Origin of the sequence: Clostridioides sp. ZZV15-6597, from assembly GCF_020657815.1 — a bacterium.
Classification (GTDB): domain Bacteria; phylum Bacillota; class Clostridia; order Peptostreptococcales; family Peptostreptococcaceae; genus Clostridioides.
Genome location: NZ_JAGWCT010000005.1, coordinates 1 through 21,471, shown reverse-complemented (window position 1 = coordinate 21,471; position 21,471 = coordinate 1). Strand labels below are relative to the sequence as shown.

The following is a 21,471-nucleotide window of genomic DNA, read 5'->3' as shown; positions in this document are numbered from 1 at the left end:
CTTTACCTCCCCTATGCAACATCTTTTTGTTGCCATTTTTGTGTATTGTTTTTTAATTTTTTTGTTACGAATTCATAGCAAAGTCTTACTATTATATTTGTTAAAAGCACTAATACTGCCATAGCTGCTGATGGCCCTATATATCCTATCTCATCTAACTTCAATATGGATATTGATGCAGTCTGAGTCTGAGGGGTATACAAAAATATTAATGCTGAAACAGTAACCATTGAATTTACAAAATAATATACTACTATCTCAAGTATTGATGTTATAGACATTGGTACTGTGATGTTAAAAAACACTTTATAAAATGGAATATTTATAGATTTTGCTACTAATTCATACTCTCTATCCAACATTTTTAGTGATGAGTTTGAAGTTATAAAGCAAACAGAATAAAAATGTACTATGTTTACTATGACAAGTATGACTGTACCACCATATAGGAAATTTAGTGGATTACTTGCTGAGTTAAAAAAAGTTATATATGATATTCCTAGTACTAGACCTGGTAATGCCATTGGTATCATAGATAAGAAGTAAGCTGTTTGTCTTAATCGTGGAAATTTATCCACTTTTTCTATCATGTATGCACTAAAAAACACAAATATAGTTCCAAATATAGCTGTTAGTGTTGATATTTTTAAACTGCTTAAATAAGTTTTTAATCCGCTTCCTAAAATACCTTTAAATGTATAATGTTCCATCGTAAAACTTAGGTTATATGGCCATAATTTTATAACTGAACCTATAACTGAAACGAATATCAAAATGAAGATTAGTAAAGTTATAAAACTACATGCTATTAAAAATACTCTATCTCTAAATTTATTTTCTTTAATTTTATAAGGCATAGATTTTGCTGTTATAGTCATTCCTTGTTTTTTACTTGCCACCTTGTCTAATGTAAAAGCTATTAGTACAGGAATTAACATTACCATAGAAACAGTTGCCCCCATTGGTATATTAAACTGCCCTACTACTTGCTTATATATATCCGTAGCTAATACATTATAGTTTCCTCCAACTACCTTTGCTGCTCCAAAGTCTGTAAATGCAAGTATAAAGGATACAAAGAAAGAACTTACTAGTGAATACTTTATGCCTGGAATTGTAATTTTAAAAAACTTTTTAAAGTCACTAGCCCCTAAGCTATCTGCTGCTTCATAAAGTCTATAATCTGCCATTGAAAGTGCTACCGATAATATTAAGAAAGCTTGTGGAAACGTAAATAGTATCTGAGAAATAATTATTCCTAATGGTCCATATAATGGTACCTCAAGTCCCATTGTTGTAAAGATTCCTTTATTTCCAAAAAGGTATATAAGTGAAATACCATATAACATAGTTGGTGCAAAAAGAGGAAACATTCCCATAGTTTTGAAAAAATTCTTAAATTTTATATTTGTTCTTGTTATTGCATATGAATAGATAAATGCTAAACACAGCGATATTAAAGATGAAACTGTGGATACAAAAATTGAATTTTTAAATGATGCTATAAGACTTGGATTTTCAGCATATTTACTAAAATTTGAAATACCTATGAAGTTTCCACTTGTATCTAAAAATGCATTTTTTAATAATGATACTAAAGGAAACAAAATAAATACTATTAGTACAATTAGCGAAAAAATCAGAAAATATTTTTGTATTGTGCTATCACTTATCCTTCTTTTGTTTTTTGTTGTTATCATTTATTCACCCCTAGCTATTTAAGCACATCCCTCTGATTTATATTCTACAATTCCCTCTTTGGGAATTTTGAAATTTATTTTAGACCCTATACACAGTTTCATTTGTTCTGCAACTTTTGAAACTATGTCTAATTTTATTTTCTTAGAACAATATTCAACTGTAATTCTATAGTTAAATCCTCTAAATTCAATATCTAAAATCTCTCCAACTTTGATGTCATTGTCTTTAGAATCTCTATTAAATTCTACCTTTATATCTTCTGGTCTGATAGCTATCTTATTAATACCATCATCTATAAAGTTTATTGTTCCTATAAAGTCAGCTACAAAAGGTGTCTCTGGATTTTTATATACTTCTTTTGGAGTCCCAACCTGTATTATTTCTCCACTATTCATAACAACCATTTTATCTGCTAAGCAAAGTGCCTCTTCTTGGTCATGAGTTACCATTATAGTGGTAATTCCAAGCTTTCTATGTAAACTTCTAATCTGTTCCCTAAGTTTCAACCTTACTTTTGCATCCAATGCAGATAATGGTTCATCAAGAAGTAAAAAATCTGGCTCTAAAGCAATTGCACGAGCTAGCGCGACTCTCTGTTGCTGTCCTCCTGATAATTGCGATGGATACTTTTTCTCATATCCATTTAGTTCGACAACTTCTAAAACTTCTTTAACTTTCTTATCAATATTAGATTTATTTATATTTTTATTTTCTAAGCCAAAAGCTATATTTTTGTAAACAGTCATGTTTGGGAATAGTGCATATGACTGAAAAACTATACCAAAATTTCTACTTTCAGGTGGTGAGTTCGTCATATCCTTATCATTTATTATTATTTTTCCATCATGTTTGTCTTCAAGACCTGCAATTATTCTAAGCAATGTACTTTTCCCACAACCACTTGGTCCCAATAAACAAATAAACTCTCCTTTTTCAATATCAATAGATATATCTTTTAGCACTTTAGCTTGTCCATAACTTTTACTTACATCTTTAACTTGTAAAAAAGACATTTATAAAACCCCTCCTAAGGCTAACCTAAACTTAAATAAATCTTCTCTATTTAAGCTTTTACTTCCTAGGTCACACTCATGCTGAGAGTAAAGCCCATGATAATCTGAGCCTCCTGTAACAACTAAGTTGTATTTCTTAGCATAAGAAAGTGACTCTTTTTCTAAGTCTTTATTGTGAGATGGATGATACACTTCTATCCCATCTAATCCAATATTCACCATATCTTCAATAGCATTAAAATTGTCCATTTGGCCAGGATGAGCTAGTATGCAAATTCCACCAGAGCTTTTTATAGCTCTTATTGCATCTTTATAATCTACATATTTTAAAGATACATAAACCTTACCATTTCCTCTATGAAACAACTCTTTATATAAACTTGAATATATTTTATCTGTGTACCCTTTATCTATAAGTGCTTTCATTATATGTTGTTTAAATATTCCAGTCTTTGATGAATATTTCTTTACATCTTCTAGAGATATTTTATATCCTAAATCTATAATTTTATTTACCATCTTAACAGATGCTTTATGCCTATCGCAAACCATTGGATTACATAAATTTTTTATTTCTTGACTATTTAAATCTATATTATAGCCCAAGATATGAACTCTTTTTCTGTTTTTATAATCGTATGCTGATATTTCTATACCTGGTATTATAGTTATTCCATAATTTTCTCCCAATATGATAGCTTCATCTAGTCCAGACAATGTATCATGATTTGTTATTGCTAAAACACTTATATTCTTTTCTAATGCTCTCTTAATTATTTCTTCTGTAGTGAAGTTGTTATCTGATATGCTTGTATGGCAATGTAAATCTGTTAACAATCTTTATACCTCCCTTTTATAAACTGTCTTTCCATTTACAATAGTATTTACAACTCTTGGATACTCACTATCAATATCCAATAAAACTAAATCTGCTTTTTTATTTTCTTTTATGCTACCTCTTTCATCATATATACCAACTGCTTTAGCTGGATTTGAAGTAAATAGGTTAACTGCTTTATTTAGACTGTTAGTTCCTTGTGCAACTATGCACATGGACTTTATCATTGCTGATGGAAGATAGTCTGAACAAACAATATCACAACAATCTTCCAATATAGCATCCATCGCCTTTAAGTTGTTATTATGAGATTTCCCTCTTACAATATTTGGGGCACCTAGACAAGTTAAAACACCCAGTTTCTTTGAATATTTTGCAACTTCAAGAGTTATAGGAAATTCAGATACATTAACTCCTATATTTTTTATAAAATCCATTTTTTCTAATGTATCATCATCATGTGATGCAACATTTATATTTTTAGTTTTTGCCCTTCCTATGACACTAGCTATTTTATTCCAATCTAAATTATCATGTAAATCTACTAATTCATCTAACCATGTATCTACATAATTTTCTGTTACTCCCCATACTTTAGTAGCATATTCTCTATAGAACTTCGGATTTGTATATTGACCTTGTCCTGGAGAATGGTCCATTATAGATAAATAGTCTATTTTATCTTTGTCTAATAACTCTGATACCTTATCTAAACCTTCATGGTACAACACTTCATACCTTAGATGAACTTTATGATTTATACTCTTACTATTTATATTTTTGTACAAATCGATATTTTCAATCATTTTTAAAGAATTATCAATACTTCTAACTCCTACTCCATCACCTAGAGATATAGAATGATAAACTGTTGTTATTCCATTTGCAGGTAGTTTTTTATCTAGCTCATAAAATGCCATATTAAATGGTAATAATGTACTTGGTCTTGGCTCTATTTCCTTTTCAATAGCATCACTATGAATATCTATGATACCAGGTATAACATATAAATTTTTTGCATCTATTATTTCATCTATCTCGTTGAAATCTAGTAAGTAGTCAATCTTATCATTTGAGACTTTCTTTATTGTATCTCCTTCTATAATTAAATGGCCATTTTCTAATATTTTATCTTCCAATACAATATTTGCATTATGAATTAATTTTACCATCTAAGCTACCCCGCTTTCACTTATAGTGCCTTTTGTCATAGTAAAGGTTTTATCTATAACTGTCTCCATAAATTCTATATCATGAAATATCCCTATCATTGTAGTTCCTTGATTTTTAAGTTCCAACATTTTTTCTTTTACGTATATTTTAGATTGATTATCAAGTGATGCAGTTGGTTCATCAAGCAACAAAAGTCTAGGTTTTTTAACCATAGCTTGTGCTAGATTTAACCTTAACTTTTCTCCGCCAGAAAAATTATTCGGATAGGCATCCCACAAGTTTTCCTTTATTTCAAACTGAGTCAGTATATCTTTCGCCATATCATATGCACAATCTTTTTCAAATCCACTCTCAATTAAAGAATGTACTACTAGCTCAATAGCAGTTATTCGTGGAAGTGTTTTTAAAAACTGTGATACATATCCTATTTCCTTTTTTCTAAGATTTATCATTTCTCTATCGCCAATTGTAGATAAATCTATCTTTCCGTATATTTCTGAGTTGAATATTATTTCTCCAGTCGTTGGGATATAGGTTTTATAAATACTTTTTAATATAGTAGACTTTCCCGCTCCAGATTTTCCTATTATTCCTAAAAATTCACCTTTAGAAATTGTAAAATTTATTTCACTACACGCTTTTATAGTTTTGTTTAATGCATGTAATTCAAAATCTTTGCTAAAATTATTTACTTTAAGTATAATTTCTTCCATTTTATTTAAAACCCCCATTTTACTTATTACAAATATTATTTATAGTAGTGAATTTATAAGTTGCTGAGTATATGGATGCTGTGGGTCTTCCATTATCTGGTCTGTTAAACCAGATTCAATTACACTTCCATTTTTCATCACAATTGTCCTATCAGCAAGCATTTTTATAACATCAAAGTCATGAGATACTACTATCATAGAAATTTTAAGTTCTCTTTGTATTTCCCTTATTAAATCTAATACCTCAGCTTGTACAGAAACATCCAGTCCTGTTGTAACTTCATCTAATAAAAGTATTGGAGGATTATTAGAAAGTGCTTTTGCTATTTGAACTCTTTGTTGCATTCCTCCACTAAAATATTTTGGTTTATGGTCTATTCTCTCTACAGGTATATTAGTCTTTACTAGAAGTTCTTTAGCTCTATCTCTTATTTTCTCAACATTATATATATTTGCCATTAATAATTTCTCTGCTATATTTCCACCACTACTAAAATTCAAATTTAAACCAAGATGGGGATTTTGATATACAATACCCATAAAATGATTCTTTATGTACCTCTTTTTTTGGTCTGAGAGTTCTAATATATTTTCGAACTCGTCATAATTTGATATGTACACTTCTCCACTATTTGCATTTTCTTGAAAAAACAAAATCTTTAACAATGTACTTTTTCCTGAACCAGATTCTCCAACAATACCAAGAACTTCTCCTTCATAAAGTTCAAGATTTACATTATTACATGCAACTATAGAACCACAATATTTACATATATTATTACTTTCATATCCTGTACTCTCAAAACACTTTTCACATCCATCTCCATAAATAAGATTGATATGTTTTCCTATTAATACTCGTTTATCTATATTTTCTATTTTTTTGTCTTCTCCTAGTTTTGCACTACTCATTCCAAGCACCTCCAATTGCCACATCTACGCTATCATTTCTTAACCTAACTTTTTCACAATAACTTGTATCAGAACAACTATAGTACTTTTCATTAGTATCACTGTCATATACTTCATCTAAAAATGTGTTTGAACTTTTACATAAACTACAATGTTTTCCTTCAAATTTTTCCTCTTCAAATTTATAGTCATCAAATTCTAAGGGTTCTACCTTTGTGTATGGAGGTATGGCGTATATTCTCTTTTCTCTACCTGCACCAAATAAAAATAAGTTATCTGACATATTTAATTTCTTTATATCAAATCTTGGTATTGGTGATGGATTCATTAAATATCTATCATTTACTTTACATGGATACTCTGCTGCTATTGATATATCATCAAATTTAACTATATCTTCATACAGATATACCCACATCCTGCTATAATCTTCTTCTGAATGCATCCTCCTTGTCTCTACTTCACTAGGTTCTACTATTCTAAGTGTCTCTGGTATTGGCACTTGGAATATCATTATTTGATTAGACTTTAATTTTTCTTCTGGTATTCTATGTCTTGTTTGAATCAATGTAGCTTTTAATGTATCTTTTGTAGTTTCTACATTGCTTACACTTGAAATAAAATTTCTTATATTACAAGCATTTGTAGAATCGTCACTACCCTGGTCAATCACTTTTACTACATCACTTTCACCAAGCAATGATAGTGTTAATTGTAGTCCTCCAGTCCCCCATCCTTTGGCAATAGGTAATTCTCTTGAACCAAAAGGTACTTGATAACCAGGTATTGATACTGCTTTTAGTATTTTTCTTCGGATTTCTTTTTTTGTATTTTCATCTAAAAAACCATAGTTATATATCACTTAATTTCCCTCCATATCCTATTTTATTCTTTCTACATCTGCTTTAAAATCTACATAGTGAGGAAGCTTAAAGTGAGATATAAACCCTAATGAATCTATACCATCTATATGAAGTAATACAAATTCTTCATCTTGGGCTAATTTTTCACTATTTGGTTCCAAAGATTTATCTAGTATAGCCATAGATATAGCCTTATTTTCATTATTTCCCATACAAAGACCATATCCTAAAGACATTTTATTTATATCTCCCGATTTATTTTTATAATTTTCAGACTTATTTTGTGATGCTTTTGATACTATTTCACACTCAGTAACCAACATTTCTCCTATTGTTATTTGCTCATCTTCATAAATAGGATGTTTTATTTTTATATATACATCTCCTGTTCTAAGCTCACTTATATATGGATGCTCATCACCAAAACCTCTTACAATAGAATAAGCAAACCCTGATACTGCTCCACTTTCACCTCTAGTAAGTGCCTGCAATTTTGCTGACCTAGAAACTGGAAATCTTAGACTATTTCTTGTAATATCATCTATTACTTCTTCTTCTAATTTATCTTCATAAGTATCCTCTTCCAACAAATTCTCGTTTCTAAATATATTAGATACCTTTGTGAATTTAGGTATTTCATTCACTCTTTCTAAGTCATTTATATAGTTAGCTTTAAAATCTCTATTTTTTTCTTCATCCTCTTTAATCAACTCTATATTTAGTATTCTATTTTCATAATCTCTAGTTGCTCCAAGATACTGCCCTCCTGGTATATCTTTAAATGTAGCTGAGATTCTTCTACCTATTCTCATTTGTTCTGTATTTATAGGTTCTGAATAAGTTACTCTAGGCATTGTTGACCTTAATGCTCTTATATAGAAGGATGCTTCTAATATATCACCTTGAGCCTGTTTTATAGCTAATGCAGATAATTCCTTGTTGTATAGACTTCCCTCAGAAATCACTTTATCCACAGCATAAGACATTTGCTCCTTAATTTGTTTTACATCTATTGGTAGGCTTTCTCCTTTTATTCTATAAAATTCAAGTATATTTCTAGCCTGTAATATAGCTTCTTCTCCACCTTTAACTGCCACATAAGCCATTATTATAATACCTCCCAACTTAATTTTGATGACCTTGGTATAAATGCAACTTCTCCTTTTTTATCTATTAAAATCAAATCTGCCCCTGTCGGATAGTCTTTATTTATCATAAGTAATTTTTCTAAGAATTCTTGTTTAACTCCATCTATATATAAATTCTTTTTAGATTTTATACCAGGACCACTTAAATAAAGTCTTATGAATTTATCTTTATAATCTGTCGATAGTTCGTTTACTTGATGTATTATAGTTGTACTTTCATCAGGATATTCAAAAGAACCTATTTTAATTTGTAGTATATCTAGTTCTGAATTAATATCTAAAAACAGGTAGTCTGATTTATTGTAATTTACTTGGCTTGACATTGTCAGTGCTCTTATATTTTTTATATCTTCTTTAGTACAGTTTTCTATATAGAAGGTAACTTCTTGGTCTAATAAAGTAATTGCTATACCAATTGCTCCATTTGATAATTTTGTATTATTTTCTATAGTTATATTATTGATGTTATTTAATTTCCCAGGAAATGAAGCACTATCTAGCAACTTTCTATATATTTCTTGCATGTAACTTACCATGATTCTCCTCCTACTTAATCCATAGTATTGAATTGGACTTTTGTTTTATTAATTAAACTAAATTCATTAATAAGTTCTTGCTCATATCTTAAGCTTTCTTCATAGATACTTTTATTTATGTAATTCTTTAATTCATCAAATTTATTATTATTGCTATGTAAAACTGCATCTATAGTTGCCAGACAAATAGATTTTTTTTCATTATTTTCTGCAACTATACCATAACCTAAGCTTTCATCTACCTTAACACTACACTCTGTAACTAATATTTCTCCTAAATTAAATGTAGTATTTTTTACACTTTCGTTAGCTCTTACCATCACTGTAGCTAGGCTAGGGCCTTTAATTATAGAAATGCTTGATGTATTTTTTATCATTAAATATATTTGCTCCAATTTCTCATAGTTCATATTTATCAATATCTTAGTACTATCAACTGTATGCAAGATTTTGCCTCCTTAATCTTTCCTCTATTTACTTATTTCTAAGAATATAATATACAATCTAAGTTAAATAGATATTACGTTTGAGTTAATTCTAATGAATATCTTGTAAATTCTTTTTTAACAATGTTAAGAAATATATTGTAAGACTACTAAAAAATTATAATATTACAAATAAAAAAAGCATACCACTCAAACTGAATGGTATACTTTCTCTATATTTATAACTATTATTTTTATATAATTGTAATAATTGTAAATTTTATTTTTAATTTAACTATTTTATATTAAAAAACTTCTTCGCATTCTCTTTAGTAACTTTACACACTTCCTCATAAGATATTCCTTTTTCTTGAGATATCTTATCTGCAACAAAAGCTACTTGAGAAGGATTATTTCTCTTTCCTCTATGTGGTTCTGGTGACATATATGGTGAATCCGTTTCTATAAACAGTCTTTCTAGAGGTATCTCTCTTACAACTTCTCTAGTTTTTTTATTGTTTTTAAAAGTAACTGTTCCTGGAATTGATATATAACATCCCATTTTAACATACTCTCTAGCTAATTCCACATTACCACTATAACAATGAAGTACACAACCTATTTCAGGACTCTTAGTGTTTTTTATTATCTCAAAAGTATCCCCATGTGCATCTCTATCATGTATTATTATTGGAAGCTTTAACTCATTAGCTAGCTCAATTTGTTTCTTAAACCACTCTTTTTGCTCTTCTCTTGGAGAATAATCATAATAATAATCTAACCCAATCTCTCCTATAGCCACAACCTTTTCATTTTCAGTTGCAAGTCTTCTTAGAGTGTCTATTGCTGTATCATCTAGTTTTGATACATCATGTGGATGTACTCCAACTGCTGAATATATAAAGTCATATTTTTTTGATAGTCCAATTGCTGTTATAGACGTTTCTATATCTGCTCCTGGATTTACAACCAACTCTACACCTTTTTCTTTTAATGAACTAATAAGTTCATCTCTATCTTCATCAAAACTTTCATCATTTAAATGTGCATGTGAGTCAAATAACATTTTTTATCTCCTTACTATTTAATTGCCTATTAGCGAACCTCGCATCCATCCTTAGCACCTTGTGTAAATGGTAGAACATAAGGGTCACCATCATCTCCTGCTGCTAATATCATACCTTGAGATTCTACACCTCTTAACTTAACTGGTTTTAAGTTACATACCACTGTAACCTCTTTACCAACTAAATCTTCTGGTTTATAGTATTCAGCTATTCCAGATACTATTTGTCTTGTTTCTGGTCCGATTTTAACTTGTGATACTAATAATTTATTTGCTTTTGGATGCTTTTCACAGCTTATTATTTTTCCTACTCTAAGCTCTATTTTATCCAAATCATCAATAGTAATTTCTTCTTTATGCTCTAAAGTTTTTTCTTCTACTGGAGGTTTCCCAGAAAACATTTTAGTTAATTCTTCTATTTCTTTTTCTACATCTAATCTTGGGAATAAAGATTCACCTTTAAACACTTTTACATTTTCTCCAATAAGACCAAATGTCTTTGTGCTTTCCCATGTAGTTATATCATCTTGACCTTTTATTCCTATATGTGCATATATTTTATTAGCAGTTTCATTCATTATAGGATTTATTAGTGTTGCAATTATTCTTATAGATTCACATAAATTATATAAAACTGTATCTAATTCATCTTTTTTAGTTTCATCTTTAGCAAGAACCCAAGGCATAGTCTCATCTATATATTTATTAGTTCTTCTAACTAGTTTCCATACACTCTCTAATGCTTCATGGAATTGCATTTTATCCATTTCAGCCTCAAAATTTTCTCTAGTTGATACAGCTTGCTCTTTTAAATCAGCATCAAAATCAGTTGAAGTTTTTACTGTTGGTATTATACCACCGTTGTATTTTTCAACCATTGCTACAGTTCTACTTACTAAGTTTCCTAAATCATTTGCTAAGTCATAATTTATTCTTGTTACAAAATTTCTATGAGTATAACTTCCATCTTGACCAAATGCAAACTCTCTTAATAAGAAGTATTTAAGAGTATCTATTCCATATCTTTCTATTATAGGCTCTGGATAAACAACATTACCTTTTGATTTACTCATTTTATCATCAGCAAACAATATCCATCCATGACCAAATACTTGTTTTGGAACTTCTAAACCTAAAGCCATTAAAAGTGCTGGCCATATTATTGTATGGAATCTCACTATTTCTTTACCTACTATTTGAACATTTGCAGGCCAATATTTTTTAAATTCTTCATCATTATCTGTCATATATCCTAATGCTGTTATATAGTTACATAGAGCATCCACCCATACATAAATTACATGCTTTTCATCAAAAGGAACTTTTATTCCCCAGTCAAAAGTTGTTCTTGTTACACTTAAATCTTCTAGCCCTTTATCTAAGAAATTTGCCACCATTTCATTTTTTCTAGCAGCTGGGAAACAGAAACTATCGTCTTTAAATAACTCTTTTAATCTATCTTCATATTTAGATAGTCTAAAGAAATAAGATTCTTCTTTTACTAAGTATGTTTCTCTTCCACAATCAGGACATTTGTTTCCTTCTAATAACTGTGATTCTGTCCAAAAACTCTCACAAGGAGTACAGTATCTACCTTCATATTCCCCTTTGTATATATCACCTTGTTCATATAATTTAGTAAATATTTTTTGTATTATATCTGTATGTCTTTTTTCTGTTGTTCTTATAAAATCGTCATAAGATATATCCATAGTATTCCATAATGCCTTTATATCTTTTATCATTCCGTCAAGGTATTCTATTTCTGACATTCCTTGTTCTATCGCTTTCTTTTGTATCTTTTCACCATGTTCATCTGTTCCTGTCAAAAACTTTACATCATATCCACAGAAACGTTTAAATCTAGCTATTGTATCTGCAGCTACTGTTGAGTAAGTATGACCTATGTGTAATCCTCCACTTGGATAGTATATTGGTGTTGTTACATAAAAACTCGGTTTGCTCATATTATTTACCTCCTAATTTTTTATCGTTCGTAGTCATATAAATATTTCATTTAAAATAATAAAAAATCGCCTCCTATGATTTATCATAGGGGCGAGATTATTCACGGTACCACCCTAATTCATCTATAACGATTATGTTTCACATGAAATGTAGAAATTAACTTTATAGATATCTTAGTAGACTATAACGTGCCCAACCGTTTTACCCTAGCATATACGCTCAGATAAAAAGCTCCAAGACCATCTTCAATAAATCTTTTTACACTAGCTTTCACCTAACCTAGCTCTCTGATAGAAAAAATCTTTATCTACTCTTCTTTTCATAGCTTATAATTCATATTACAATTTATTTCTATATAATCACTATATTATAAAATTTTTCCCACATTGTCAACAAATTATACAAATATTACATAGCAAATAAAAACTGCTGCTATAACTCCTGCAACATGACTAATCATAGCGCATGATAATGTATGTCTAGTATTTTTTATCTTTAAACTCCCATAATAGATTGCCATTGTATAAAAAATAGTCTCAGAAGAACCTACAATTGTAGCACCCATTTTTTCTACTAAACTGCCTATTCCAACTCTATTTGCAAGTTCGCTATACATTCCCAAAGCACCACTTCCAGATAAAGGTTTTACACTTATTAAACCTATTAATTCTTTTGGTATACTCATCATATTTGCTATTGGTGTAAATATCCATTCTAACATATCAAGACCTTTGCCAGTTTTAAATATTCCTATTGCTAAAAATATACCTATTATATAAGGTAAAATATCCCATGCAGCCTTTAAACCATCAATTGCTCCTTTTACAAAACTATCATATACATCTATTTTTTTATATTTACCATAAACTACTATGTACAAAATTATTACTGGTATAAGTAAGTTTGAAAATACTTCCATACATCTACATCCCCTTTATCTATATCTTCTTTGAAAAAGTTTACATGTTATTATTGCTATTGCTGTAGATATTATGGTTGCAAATAAAGTTGTAAAAATTATTTCACTTGGGTTTTGAGCTCCCATATCCATTCTTAATTTAATTATAGTAAATGGAATTATCTGTATAGATGATATGTTTATTACCATAAACATAATCATATCATTAGTAGCTGTATCTTTTTTGTTATTTAGAGTCTGAAGCTCACTCATTGCTTTTAAACCAAATGCTGTTGCACCATTCCCAGCACCCAACATGTTCAAGGCAATATTCATAACTATATAAGACATTGCTTTGTGACCTTTTGGAATAGAAGGAAACAATCTTCTCATTATAGGATTTAATTTCTGACCTATTTTTTCAATCAAGCCCGACTCTTTTGCAATATTCATTATACCCATCCAGAGTGCCATAATGCCAGCTAGACTTATTGCAAATTCTATACCTTTTGATGTTTCACTCAATATAACTTTATTTAATTCTCCCATATTTTTAGAAATCAAACTTCCTATTATTCCTATTGATACCATGTAAAACCATATTTTTCCTATTATAATCAACCTCCTCTTTAAATAATTTTATGATAGTTAGGTAATACTTTATACTTGAAAGTTGTACTATATTATGTTTTAGTATAAGTGTGGGAGTTTTTATAATTTTTAATATTTAATAATAATTAAGGAGAGAAATAATGAGAAATCTAACACTTCTTACTGATTTATATCAGCTTACTATGTTAAATGGCTATTTTGAAAAAAATATTCACGAAGACATTGTTGTATTCGATATGTTTTTTAGAAAAAACGCTTGTGATGGAGGGTATACTATAGTTTGTGGTATTGATCAGGTTGTTGAATACATAGATAACCTTCATTTTTCAGATGAAGATTTGGAGTACTTAAAAAGCTTAAATTTATTTTCTGATAAGTTTTTAAAGTTTTTGAAAGAGTTTAAGTTTACAGGAGATATTTATGCTGTTGAAGAAGGGACTATAATGTTTCCTAATGAGCCATTGATTACTGTTAAAGCACCCCTGTATCAAGCTCAACTTATTGAAACAGCATTGTTGACAATAGTTAATTTTCAATCTCTTATTGCTACGAAAGCATCTAGAGTTTGCTTTGCAGCTCAAGGAGACACTGTACTTGAATTTGGATTACGTCGTGCACAAGGTCCAGATGCGGGCATATATGGTGCTAGAGCTGCTGTAATTGGTGGCTGTTCTGGAACTGCAAACGTACTAGCTGGAAAGATGTTTGATGTTCCTATAATTGGTACTCATGCTCATAGTTGGGTACAAAAATTTGATACTGAACTTGAAGCATTCCAAGCATATGCTGATGTTTATCCAGATAAATGCCTACTACTTGTGGATACTTATGATGTATTAAATAGTGGTGTACCTAATGCAATAAAAGTCTTCAAAAATATTTCTGAAAAAGGATACAAACCTATGGGTATAAGACTAGATTCTGGAGACTTAGCTTATCTATCTAAAGAAGCAAAGAAACAACTAGATAGTGCTGGTTTTTCAGATATTAGTATAACTGCATCTAATGACCTTGATGAATACACTATAGCATCACTTAAGGCAGAAGGAGCTACTATAAATTCATGGGGAGTAGGTACAAAGCTTATTACTTCTTTCGATTCACCTTCTCTTGGAGGCGTTTACAAATTAGCTGCATCTTGTAAAGAAGGTACTCTTGAACCTAAGATAAAAATTTCTGAAAATCCAGAAAAAATAAATAATCCTGGTTACAAGAAAGTTATAAGAATATATAACGAAGACAATAAGGCAGAAGCAGATTTAATTATGTTACATGATGAAATTATAGATGAATCTAAACCTTTAGAAATCTTCCATCCTACTTATACTTGGAAAACAAAGGTCTTTACAAATTACAAAGTTAAAGAACTTCTTAAGCCATTGTACATGAAAGGTGTATGTAAATATAATAAAAAAGCTGTTCTTGAAATAAGAAATCATGTACAATATGAATTAAGTACTATCTGGGAACAATACAAAAGACTTTCGAATCCACACATTTACAAGGTTGATTTATCTAGAGATCTTTGGTATTTAAAAACAAAAATGATAGATTCTAAAAAAGTTTTATAGGCATTAATTATTTTTATTTAAGGGGGACTGTTTATTTATGGATGTTACAGATTACAGAATCATAGAAATTTTACAGGATGATGGGAGAATTTCTATGAAGGACTTAGGAAAAATAGTTGGTTTAACTTCTCCTGCAGTTTCAGAAAGAGTTAAGAGATTAGAAGAATCTGGTGTTATAGAAGGATATAAAGCAATTGTTAATCCAGATTCATTAGGTAGAGTTATAAAAGCGTTTATTCACATATCTCTTCCAAGTAATGGATATACAGAATTCATTGAGTCTGCTGGAAATGACCCTAGAATTGTAGAATGTCACCACATAACAGGTGATGATTGCTTACTTTTAAAAGTTATTGTAAAAGATATGTATGAATTAGAAAACGTGATTGATACTATAAAGAAAATAGGTTCTACCAAGACCTCTGTTATATTATCAACACCGATACAAGCAAAATCAATATTGTAGATAAATTGAACATCAATGGCTTATTCGCTAATACACCACTAGATATTTCTAATAAAATTTTAAGTTTTGATGTAAAAAAAGTTGTCTTTTATTAAAGACAACTTCTTTTAGGTTTTTGAAGTTTGTATATTTTAAATTTAAATCAACTGTCTAAACCTTAAATTATATTAAATAACTTTATGCATTTGTATAATTACTCTTATATAAGTAATTTGTTAGAATATATTCCATATAGGTCTTTAATACTCCTACTTCTTCGTTCTTGTCTAATAGTTTTATAGTAGATACTATATCTGCATATCCAAGCAATATTATACCTATAGTGTCTTCGTCTACTAAATTAAATACATTAGCTAACTCTTTTTTACTCAAATCATTTTTCTTATATAAAGATAAAAGTATCATATGATATCTTACATATTTACTTATAAGTTTATATGTCTGTGTTGATAATTCTAAATTTGTACCCATATTATTTACTATTTGTGCACCTATTTTTTCATGATTTGTAAAATGAACTCTACCGGTTTCATCTAAAGTTAAACTATCTGGCTTTCCTATATCATGTAAAAATATTCCTAACTTTAGTGCTTGTGACTTATTTATTTCATCCTCAATATATAAATTCAAATAATTTGACACATGCTCTCTCAAATGATTTGGAAAAAATTCTTTGTCATTTAGCACTACTTCTAATTCTTTTAATGCATTTATAGAATGTTCAAAACAGTTAACAACATGATATTTACATTCTCCTACAGATTTCATTGCTTTTACTTTAGGGATTACTTTTTCTAGTTCATTCTTTTTATCCAACTCTATAAACGTTTTATGTGTATCTTTCCTTTTTAAACTCTCTATTATAATTTTTCCTATTTCCATAAAATCACCTCAGATTCAGGTTTTATAAATCCAGAACTTGTTTATAAACAACATCCTTTTTTAATTTTCTATCTTTACAAACTATTTTTATTGCATCTTTTTTGTTCATACCACTTTCAATTAACTTTAAAACATATTCTCTATCTGTAAGACCATCATAATCTCTTTTTTCTGATTTTTCACCATAAAAACCTTGCACTATTAATACAAACTCTCCCCTTACTTCCTTTTCCTCAAATATTTTTATGACAGTTTCTATATCTTCTCTTATTATCTCTTGATATTTTTTTGTGAGCTCTCTATTTACAGAAATTTTTCTATTTCCAAGAATTTTAAGCATATCTTTTAGTGTATCCTTCAATCTATGTGGTGATTCATAAAAAATTATAGTTCTGCTCTCCTCTTTTATTTCTTCTAGTTGCTCTCTTCTAACTTTTTTATCTCTATCCAAAAAACCTTCAAAAACAAATTTATGCGTATCCATACCAGAACCAACCAAAGCTGTTAGAAATGCTGTTGCTCCTGGTAACACTTCTATTTCTATATTATTTTGTATAGCCTGTCTTATTATTTCTTCTCCTGGGTCAGATATACCAGGCATACCTGCATCACTTATCAAAGCTATGTTTTCTCCATCAATTAATTTATTGATTAAATAATCGCCTTTTGAATCTTTATTGTGCTCATGATAACTAGTCAAAGGTTTTGAGATTTCAAAATGATTTAAAAGCTTTATACTGTGTCTTGTATCTTCTGCTGCAATTAAATCTACTTCTTTTAATATTCTTAAAGTCCTATACGTTATATCCTCTAGATTTCCTATTGGTGTTGGACATATGTACAATTTTCCACTCATCTATAACTCTCCTATATCTTCATTATTATATATTGATTTTAATTCTTCTGTATAATTACCATCTTCTCCATAGACATATAGTGGGTCTAATATCTTAAGCTCTGGTCTTCCATCTTTTACAAATTGAACCAAAACTAAATTAGGCGCTTTTTTAGGTCTTGGATGAACAAACTGAATAACTTTTGGCTCTAATCTGTATTTTCTCCCTAAAGTTATTATATCAACCAATCTTGTTGGTCTATGTATCATGAAAAATTTACCTCTAGGCATAACTAATCTGGATGCAGTCTTTATTACATCCTCTAGATTACACTTTACTTCATGTCTTGATATTGCTTTTTTATCATTTGGGTTTTTTATACCATCAATATGCATATATGGAGGATTTGATGTAACTACATGATAGCCATTAACTTCCAAAACCTTGTCTATTGACTTTATATCTCCATTTATAATCTCAACTCTTTCTTCCAAATTGTTTAATTTTATAGAACGAGTTGCCATTTCATATACATCATCTTGTATTTCTACACCAATAATTTTTTTAGCTTCACTTTTGCCTGCAATTAGAACTGGTATAATTCCTGTACCAGTACCTAAATCAACAACTTTAGCATCTTTTTTTACTTTTGCAAAATTAGCTAATAAAACAGCGTCTATACCAAAACAAAACCCATTAGTATCTTGTATAATTTTAAGACCTTTTAATTGTAAATCGTCGATTCTCTCTGAATCTTTTAATTGTATATCCATATATAACTCTCCTCAAATATTAGTAGCTCTAAGCATTAATTGCTTTAAAAAAGGTAGGAGAAGTCCTACCTTAAATTTAATCTTCTAATTTCTTTAACTCCTTTAGTGTAGCTTCATCTAATCCATCATTACCCTTGCATTTACCACCACAGCCCTCACATTTTTTAGGCTCTTTAAGTATTTTTATATCTTCTCTCGTATATATTTTTACTGTTTTATCTTGGAACTCCACTTTGATTTGTTCTAACAGAGGATTTACCTCTACAACTTTTCCTTTTCCATCATCTGATTGCACTAATGCACCTACAACAGGCATTTTTTCTATTGCTTCACTATATACATCATGTTCATATTTTAAGCAACAGAATAGTCTTCCACATATACCAGATATCTTTGTTGGATTTAAAGATAAGCTTTGGTCTTTTGCCATTTTTATTGAAACTGGTTGAAAATCACCTAACCAAGAAGAACAGCAAAGCTTTCTACCACAAGGTCCTAGACCTCCTATAGACTTTGCCTCATCTCTAACACCGATTTGTCTAAGTTCTATTCTAGTCTTAAATATAGCCGCTAAATCTTTTACTAATTCTCTAAAATCTATTCTACCTTCTGCTGTAAAGTAAAAAATCAATTTATTTCTATCAAATGTATATTCGCAATCTATTAAAAACATTGTTAACTCATGTTCTTTTATCTTTTGTTGGCATAATTCAAAAGTCTCTTTTGCTTTTTCCTTATTTTCTAAATATATTTTCTTATCTTCTTCTGTAGCTATTCTTATAATTGGCTTTAAAGGAGAAACTAATTCGCTCTCGTCCATTTCTTTTGGCCCAACCACTACTTTACCATACTCTAAACCTCTTGCAGTTTCTACAACTACATCCATATCTTGCTCTATATTAAAATCAACAGGGTCAAAATAATATATTTTCCCCGCACTTTTAAACCTAATTCCTACTATTTTTATCATTTAATCACCTCGTATATATTTAAAGACATAACTTGTATGCTTATATTGAAATTACAATTACTTTTAATTTTAGTCTTTGTACCTTCTATTATATCAATAATTTTGGATAATTGAGAATAACTAATTTTTCCACTCATATTTTGGATAAAAACTAGTTTATCTATATTTATTAACATATCTCTATTTACATTTTCTTTTAATAAGATAATGTCTCTAAAATAGTTTATCATAATATCCAATAAACTTATAATCTGATTTCTATATTTCTCCATGTTATTTGGTATATTTAGAATCTCTACTATATTTTTATCTAGCATTATTTGGATATATTGTTGTATATCGTCCCTCATTACTGAAAACTCAGCCGACTGAGATAAATCTAAAGCATTTTCAATACTCCCTCTTGAAAAAGTAGCCAATATTTGAGCCCTTTCTTCTTCTATGCCTTTATTTATTAAATAAGTTTTTAAATCTGCTATTGGTATAGGCGAAAACTTTATTATGTCACATCTAGATTTTATCGTTTCTAATAGTGATTCTTTATTATTTGTGACTAAAATTATTATAGCATAACTTGGAGGCTCCTCTAATGTCTTTAAAAGGGCATTTTGAGCTTCTACAGTCATCTTTTCAGCATTATTTATTATATATATTTTATAGTCCTTATGAGGTCGTACTACTATATCTGATTGTAAGTTTCTAATTTGAGCTATTTTTATACTATTTCCATCTGGATTTATAAGTACATAGTCTGGACTATTTTCTAGATTTACATAGTCAAGTAACAATTTTGATAGCTCATCAGCAAATTTCTTTTTTCCTATTCCATCTATTCCTTCAAACATATACGCATTATTAAGTTTATTTTTATTTATAGAATTTATTAAATATTTTTTTGCAAAATCTTGTCCTATAATATTTTCAAAATACATATTTATCTCTCCATAGATTTTATTGAATCAAGAACTATTTCATAAACTTCATTATGTATACTTTCAATACTTCTTAATTTATTATTTGAAACACAATTTATTTTTTTCCAATCATACTTATCAGCTATATATAGAGCATTATTATAAGATTTCTCTAAATACTCTATATCACTTTCATGAATATCTTTCTCTTTTTCTCCTGTAATTTTGTTTTTTCTATTCTCCATAAGTTTTTCACTAAACTCAATAGGAACATCTAAAAATACAACACAATCAGGTTGAGGTATTTTAAATAAATTAAATTCATAATCAGCCAACCAGTTAAGATATTCCTCTCTATCACCAATGTCCATTTTAGAAGCTTGGTGCACCATATTAGAGGTTGTATATCTATCAGCGATAATTATTCCACCTTTATTATAAAATTCCTCCCAATCGGTTTTAAATGATGCATATCTATCTGCTGTAAAAAAAGTTGATGCTATATATGGGTCTACATCTGAAGCATTTTTACCAAAATCCCCTCTTAAATACATTTTTACCAAAGCAGATGATTGAGACTCATAATTTGGATATTCTACCTTCTTAATCATATAGCCTTCTTTTTTTAGTCTTTCATATAATTTTTTTGTTTGAGTTGCCTTTCCACTCGCATCTGAACCACTCTCTATAATTATTAACTTACCTCTCATTTTAATATCCTCCATCTAAACATTTTACCTATTTTAGTATATTACTTAAATGAATTTATATATAAATATCCTATAGATTCTTTATAGTAATCCTACTTTTTATATATGTTCTAAATCTATTATTTCTATAAAATTTAAAGTTATATCTTTAAGTCCACTTATAACCATACCTTTAGAACTACAAAACTTTAAATAATCTATTATTTCTTTACTTATTATTTCGCCAGGAGATATTATATTTATCCCTGGTGGATATGGTACTATAGATTCACCACATATTTTACCTATGCTGTCATATATTTTAACACTTTTTTTAGTTTTATAAAATGCTTCTCTAGGTGTTAATATTTTCTGTGGAATATCAACAGGATATTTTATATTATCTAGTTTTGTAGATTTAAATTCTTTTACTACAATATCATTTAATGCCATTTCTAAACTAATGAAATCTTGAGTACTATTTCCTATTGTACAGATTAATAG

General features: G+C 29.1%; 22 protein-coding genes, 1 pseudogene and 1 other annotated feature. Of the genes and pseudogenes, 2 read left to right on the top strand and 21 right to left on the bottom strand.

Annotation, left to right across the window (positions count from 1 at the left end):
• Positions 1-11: 11 nt before the first annotated feature.
• The 14 genes from KGF52_RS02180 to KGF52_RS02115 form a co-directional block, all read right to left on the bottom strand.
• Positions 12-1,700 (bottom strand): putative 2-aminoethylphosphonate ABC transporter permease subunit, encoded by a 1,689-nt coding sequence (locus KGF52_RS02180; protein WP_227839003.1) that lies wholly within the window; start codon positions 1,698-1,700, stop codon positions 12-14.
• 18 nt (positions 1,701-1,718) lie between these two features.
• Complete coding sequence (locus KGF52_RS02175) at positions 1,719-2,714, bottom strand: ATP-binding cassette domain-containing protein (RefSeq protein ID WP_227839002.1); 996 nt, start codon at positions 2,712-2,714, stop codon at positions 1,719-1,721.
• Positions 2,715-3,551, bottom strand: a complete 837-nt coding sequence (locus KGF52_RS02170) for a PHP domain-containing protein (RefSeq protein WP_227839001.1) — start codon at positions 3,549-3,551, stop codon at positions 2,715-2,717.
• Between the two features lie 3 nt (positions 3,552-3,554).
• The gene (locus tag KGF52_RS02165; protein ID WP_227839000.1) at positions 3,555-4,724 is read right to left on the bottom strand and encodes an alpha-D-ribose 1-methylphosphonate 5-triphosphate diphosphatase; all 1,170 of its coding nucleotides are present in this window, start codon (positions 4,722-4,724) and stop codon (positions 3,555-3,557) included.
• Positions 4,725-5,438 carry an ATP-binding cassette domain-containing protein gene (locus KGF52_RS02160; RefSeq protein ID WP_227838999.1) on the bottom strand — a complete coding sequence of 238 codons (714 nt, stop codon included), beginning with the start codon at positions 5,436-5,438 and terminating at the stop codon, positions 4,725-4,727.
• 39 nt (positions 5,439-5,477) lie between these two features.
• Entirely contained in the window at positions 5,478-6,350 is an 873-nt protein-coding gene (locus KGF52_RS02155; protein ID WP_227838998.1) for an ATP-binding cassette domain-containing protein, read from the bottom strand.
• Entirely contained in the window at positions 6,343-7,212 is an 870-nt protein-coding gene (locus tag KGF52_RS02150; RefSeq protein WP_227838997.1) for an alpha-D-ribose 1-methylphosphonate 5-phosphate C-P-lyase PhnJ, read from the bottom strand. The genes KGF52_RS02155 and KGF52_RS02150 overlap by 8 nt, the downstream gene beginning before the upstream one ends.
• An 18-nt stretch (positions 7,213-7,230) precedes the next feature.
• A complete protein-coding gene (locus KGF52_RS02145) occupies positions 7,231-8,319 on the bottom strand; it encodes a carbon-phosphorus lyase complex subunit PhnI (RefSeq protein ID WP_227838996.1) in 1,089 nt (362 codons plus the stop codon).
• Positions 8,320-8,321: 2 nt separating this feature from the next.
• Entirely contained in the window at positions 8,322-8,897 is a 576-nt protein-coding gene (phnH, locus tag KGF52_RS02140; RefSeq protein ID WP_227838995.1) for a phosphonate C-P lyase system protein PhnH, read from the bottom strand.
• Between the two features lie 14 nt (positions 8,898-8,911).
• The gene (phnG, locus tag KGF52_RS02135) at positions 8,912-9,343 is read right to left on the bottom strand and encodes a phosphonate C-P lyase system protein PhnG (protein WP_227838994.1); all 432 of its coding nucleotides are present in this window, start codon (positions 9,341-9,343) and stop codon (positions 8,912-8,914) included.
• Positions 9,344-9,617: 274 nt separating this feature from the next.
• Complete coding sequence (locus KGF52_RS02130) at positions 9,618-10,388, bottom strand: TatD family hydrolase (protein ID WP_227838993.1); 771 nt, start codon at positions 10,386-10,388, stop codon at positions 9,618-9,620.
• A 29-nt stretch (positions 10,389-10,417) separates the two neighbouring features.
• A complete protein-coding gene (gene metG, locus KGF52_RS02125; protein WP_227829132.1) occupies positions 10,418-12,355 on the bottom strand; it encodes a methionine--tRNA ligase in 1,938 nt (645 codons plus the stop codon).
• 84 nt (positions 12,356-12,439) lie between these two features.
• Positions 12,440-12,688, bottom strand: a binding site (T-box leader).
• 65 nt (positions 12,689-12,753) lie between these two features.
• On the bottom strand, positions 12,754-13,275 hold the full coding sequence (locus KGF52_RS02120; protein WP_227838992.1) for a spore maturation protein: 522 nt from the start codon (positions 13,273-13,275) through the stop codon (positions 12,754-12,756).
• A gap of 15 nt (positions 13,276-13,290) precedes the next feature.
• Positions 13,291-13,875, bottom strand: coding sequence for a nucleoside recognition domain-containing protein (locus KGF52_RS02115; protein WP_227829134.1), 585 nt, complete (start codon positions 13,873-13,875; stop codon positions 13,291-13,293).
• 131 nt (positions 13,876-14,006) lie between these two features.
• Between KGF52_RS02115 and KGF52_RS02110 the strand changes: the two genes are divergently transcribed.
• Together KGF52_RS02110 and KGF52_RS02105 are read left to right on the top strand one after the other, a co-directional pair.
• Positions 14,007-15,437: a nicotinate phosphoribosyltransferase gene (locus KGF52_RS02110; protein ID WP_227829135.1), complete on the top strand. Its 1,431-nt coding sequence runs from the start codon at positions 14,007-14,009 to the stop codon at positions 15,435-15,437.
• 37 nt (positions 15,438-15,474) lie between these two features.
• Positions 15,475-15,903 carry an Lrp/AsnC family transcriptional regulator gene (locus KGF52_RS02105; RefSeq protein WP_227829136.1) on the top strand — a complete coding sequence of 143 codons (429 nt, stop codon included), beginning with the start codon at positions 15,475-15,477 and terminating at the stop codon, positions 15,901-15,903.
• A gap of 177 nt (positions 15,904-16,080) precedes the next feature.
• Here KGF52_RS02105 and KGF52_RS02100 read toward each other — a convergent pair whose 3' ends face one another.
• The 7 genes and pseudogenes from KGF52_RS02100 to KGF52_RS02070 form a co-directional block, all read right to left on the bottom strand.
• Positions 16,081-16,785, bottom strand: coding sequence for an HDIG domain-containing metalloprotein (locus KGF52_RS02100; protein WP_227838991.1), 705 nt, complete (start codon positions 16,783-16,785; stop codon positions 16,081-16,083).
• A gap of 22 nt (positions 16,786-16,807) precedes the next feature.
• A complete protein-coding gene (gene rsmI / locus KGF52_RS02095; RefSeq protein WP_227838990.1) occupies positions 16,808-17,641 on the bottom strand; it encodes a 16S rRNA (cytidine(1402)-2'-O)-methyltransferase in 834 nt (277 codons plus the stop codon).
• On the bottom strand, positions 17,642-18,394 hold the full coding sequence (locus KGF52_RS02090; RefSeq protein ID WP_227829139.1) for a tRNA1(Val) (adenine(37)-N6)-methyltransferase: 753 nt from the start codon (positions 18,392-18,394) through the stop codon (positions 17,642-17,644).
• Positions 18,395-18,470: 76 nt separating this feature from the next.
• Positions 18,471-19,364 (bottom strand): stage 0 sporulation family protein, encoded by an 894-nt coding sequence (locus KGF52_RS02085; protein WP_227436386.1) that lies wholly within the window; start codon positions 19,362-19,364, stop codon positions 18,471-18,473.
• A complete protein-coding gene (locus KGF52_RS02080) occupies positions 19,361-20,296 on the bottom strand; it encodes an ATP-binding protein (RefSeq protein WP_227436388.1) in 936 nt (311 codons plus the stop codon). Before KGF52_RS02080 ends, KGF52_RS02085 begins: the two co-directional genes overlap by 4 nt.
• Before the next feature lie 2 nt (positions 20,297-20,298).
• Positions 20,299-20,988: a deoxynucleoside kinase gene (locus tag KGF52_RS02075; protein ID WP_227838989.1), complete on the bottom strand. Its 690-nt coding sequence runs from the start codon at positions 20,986-20,988 to the stop codon at positions 20,299-20,301.
• Positions 20,989-21,087: 99 nt separating this feature from the next.
• Positions 21,088-21,471: pseudogene (locus KGF52_RS02070) on the bottom strand (arginine decarboxylase); the annotation flags it as partial.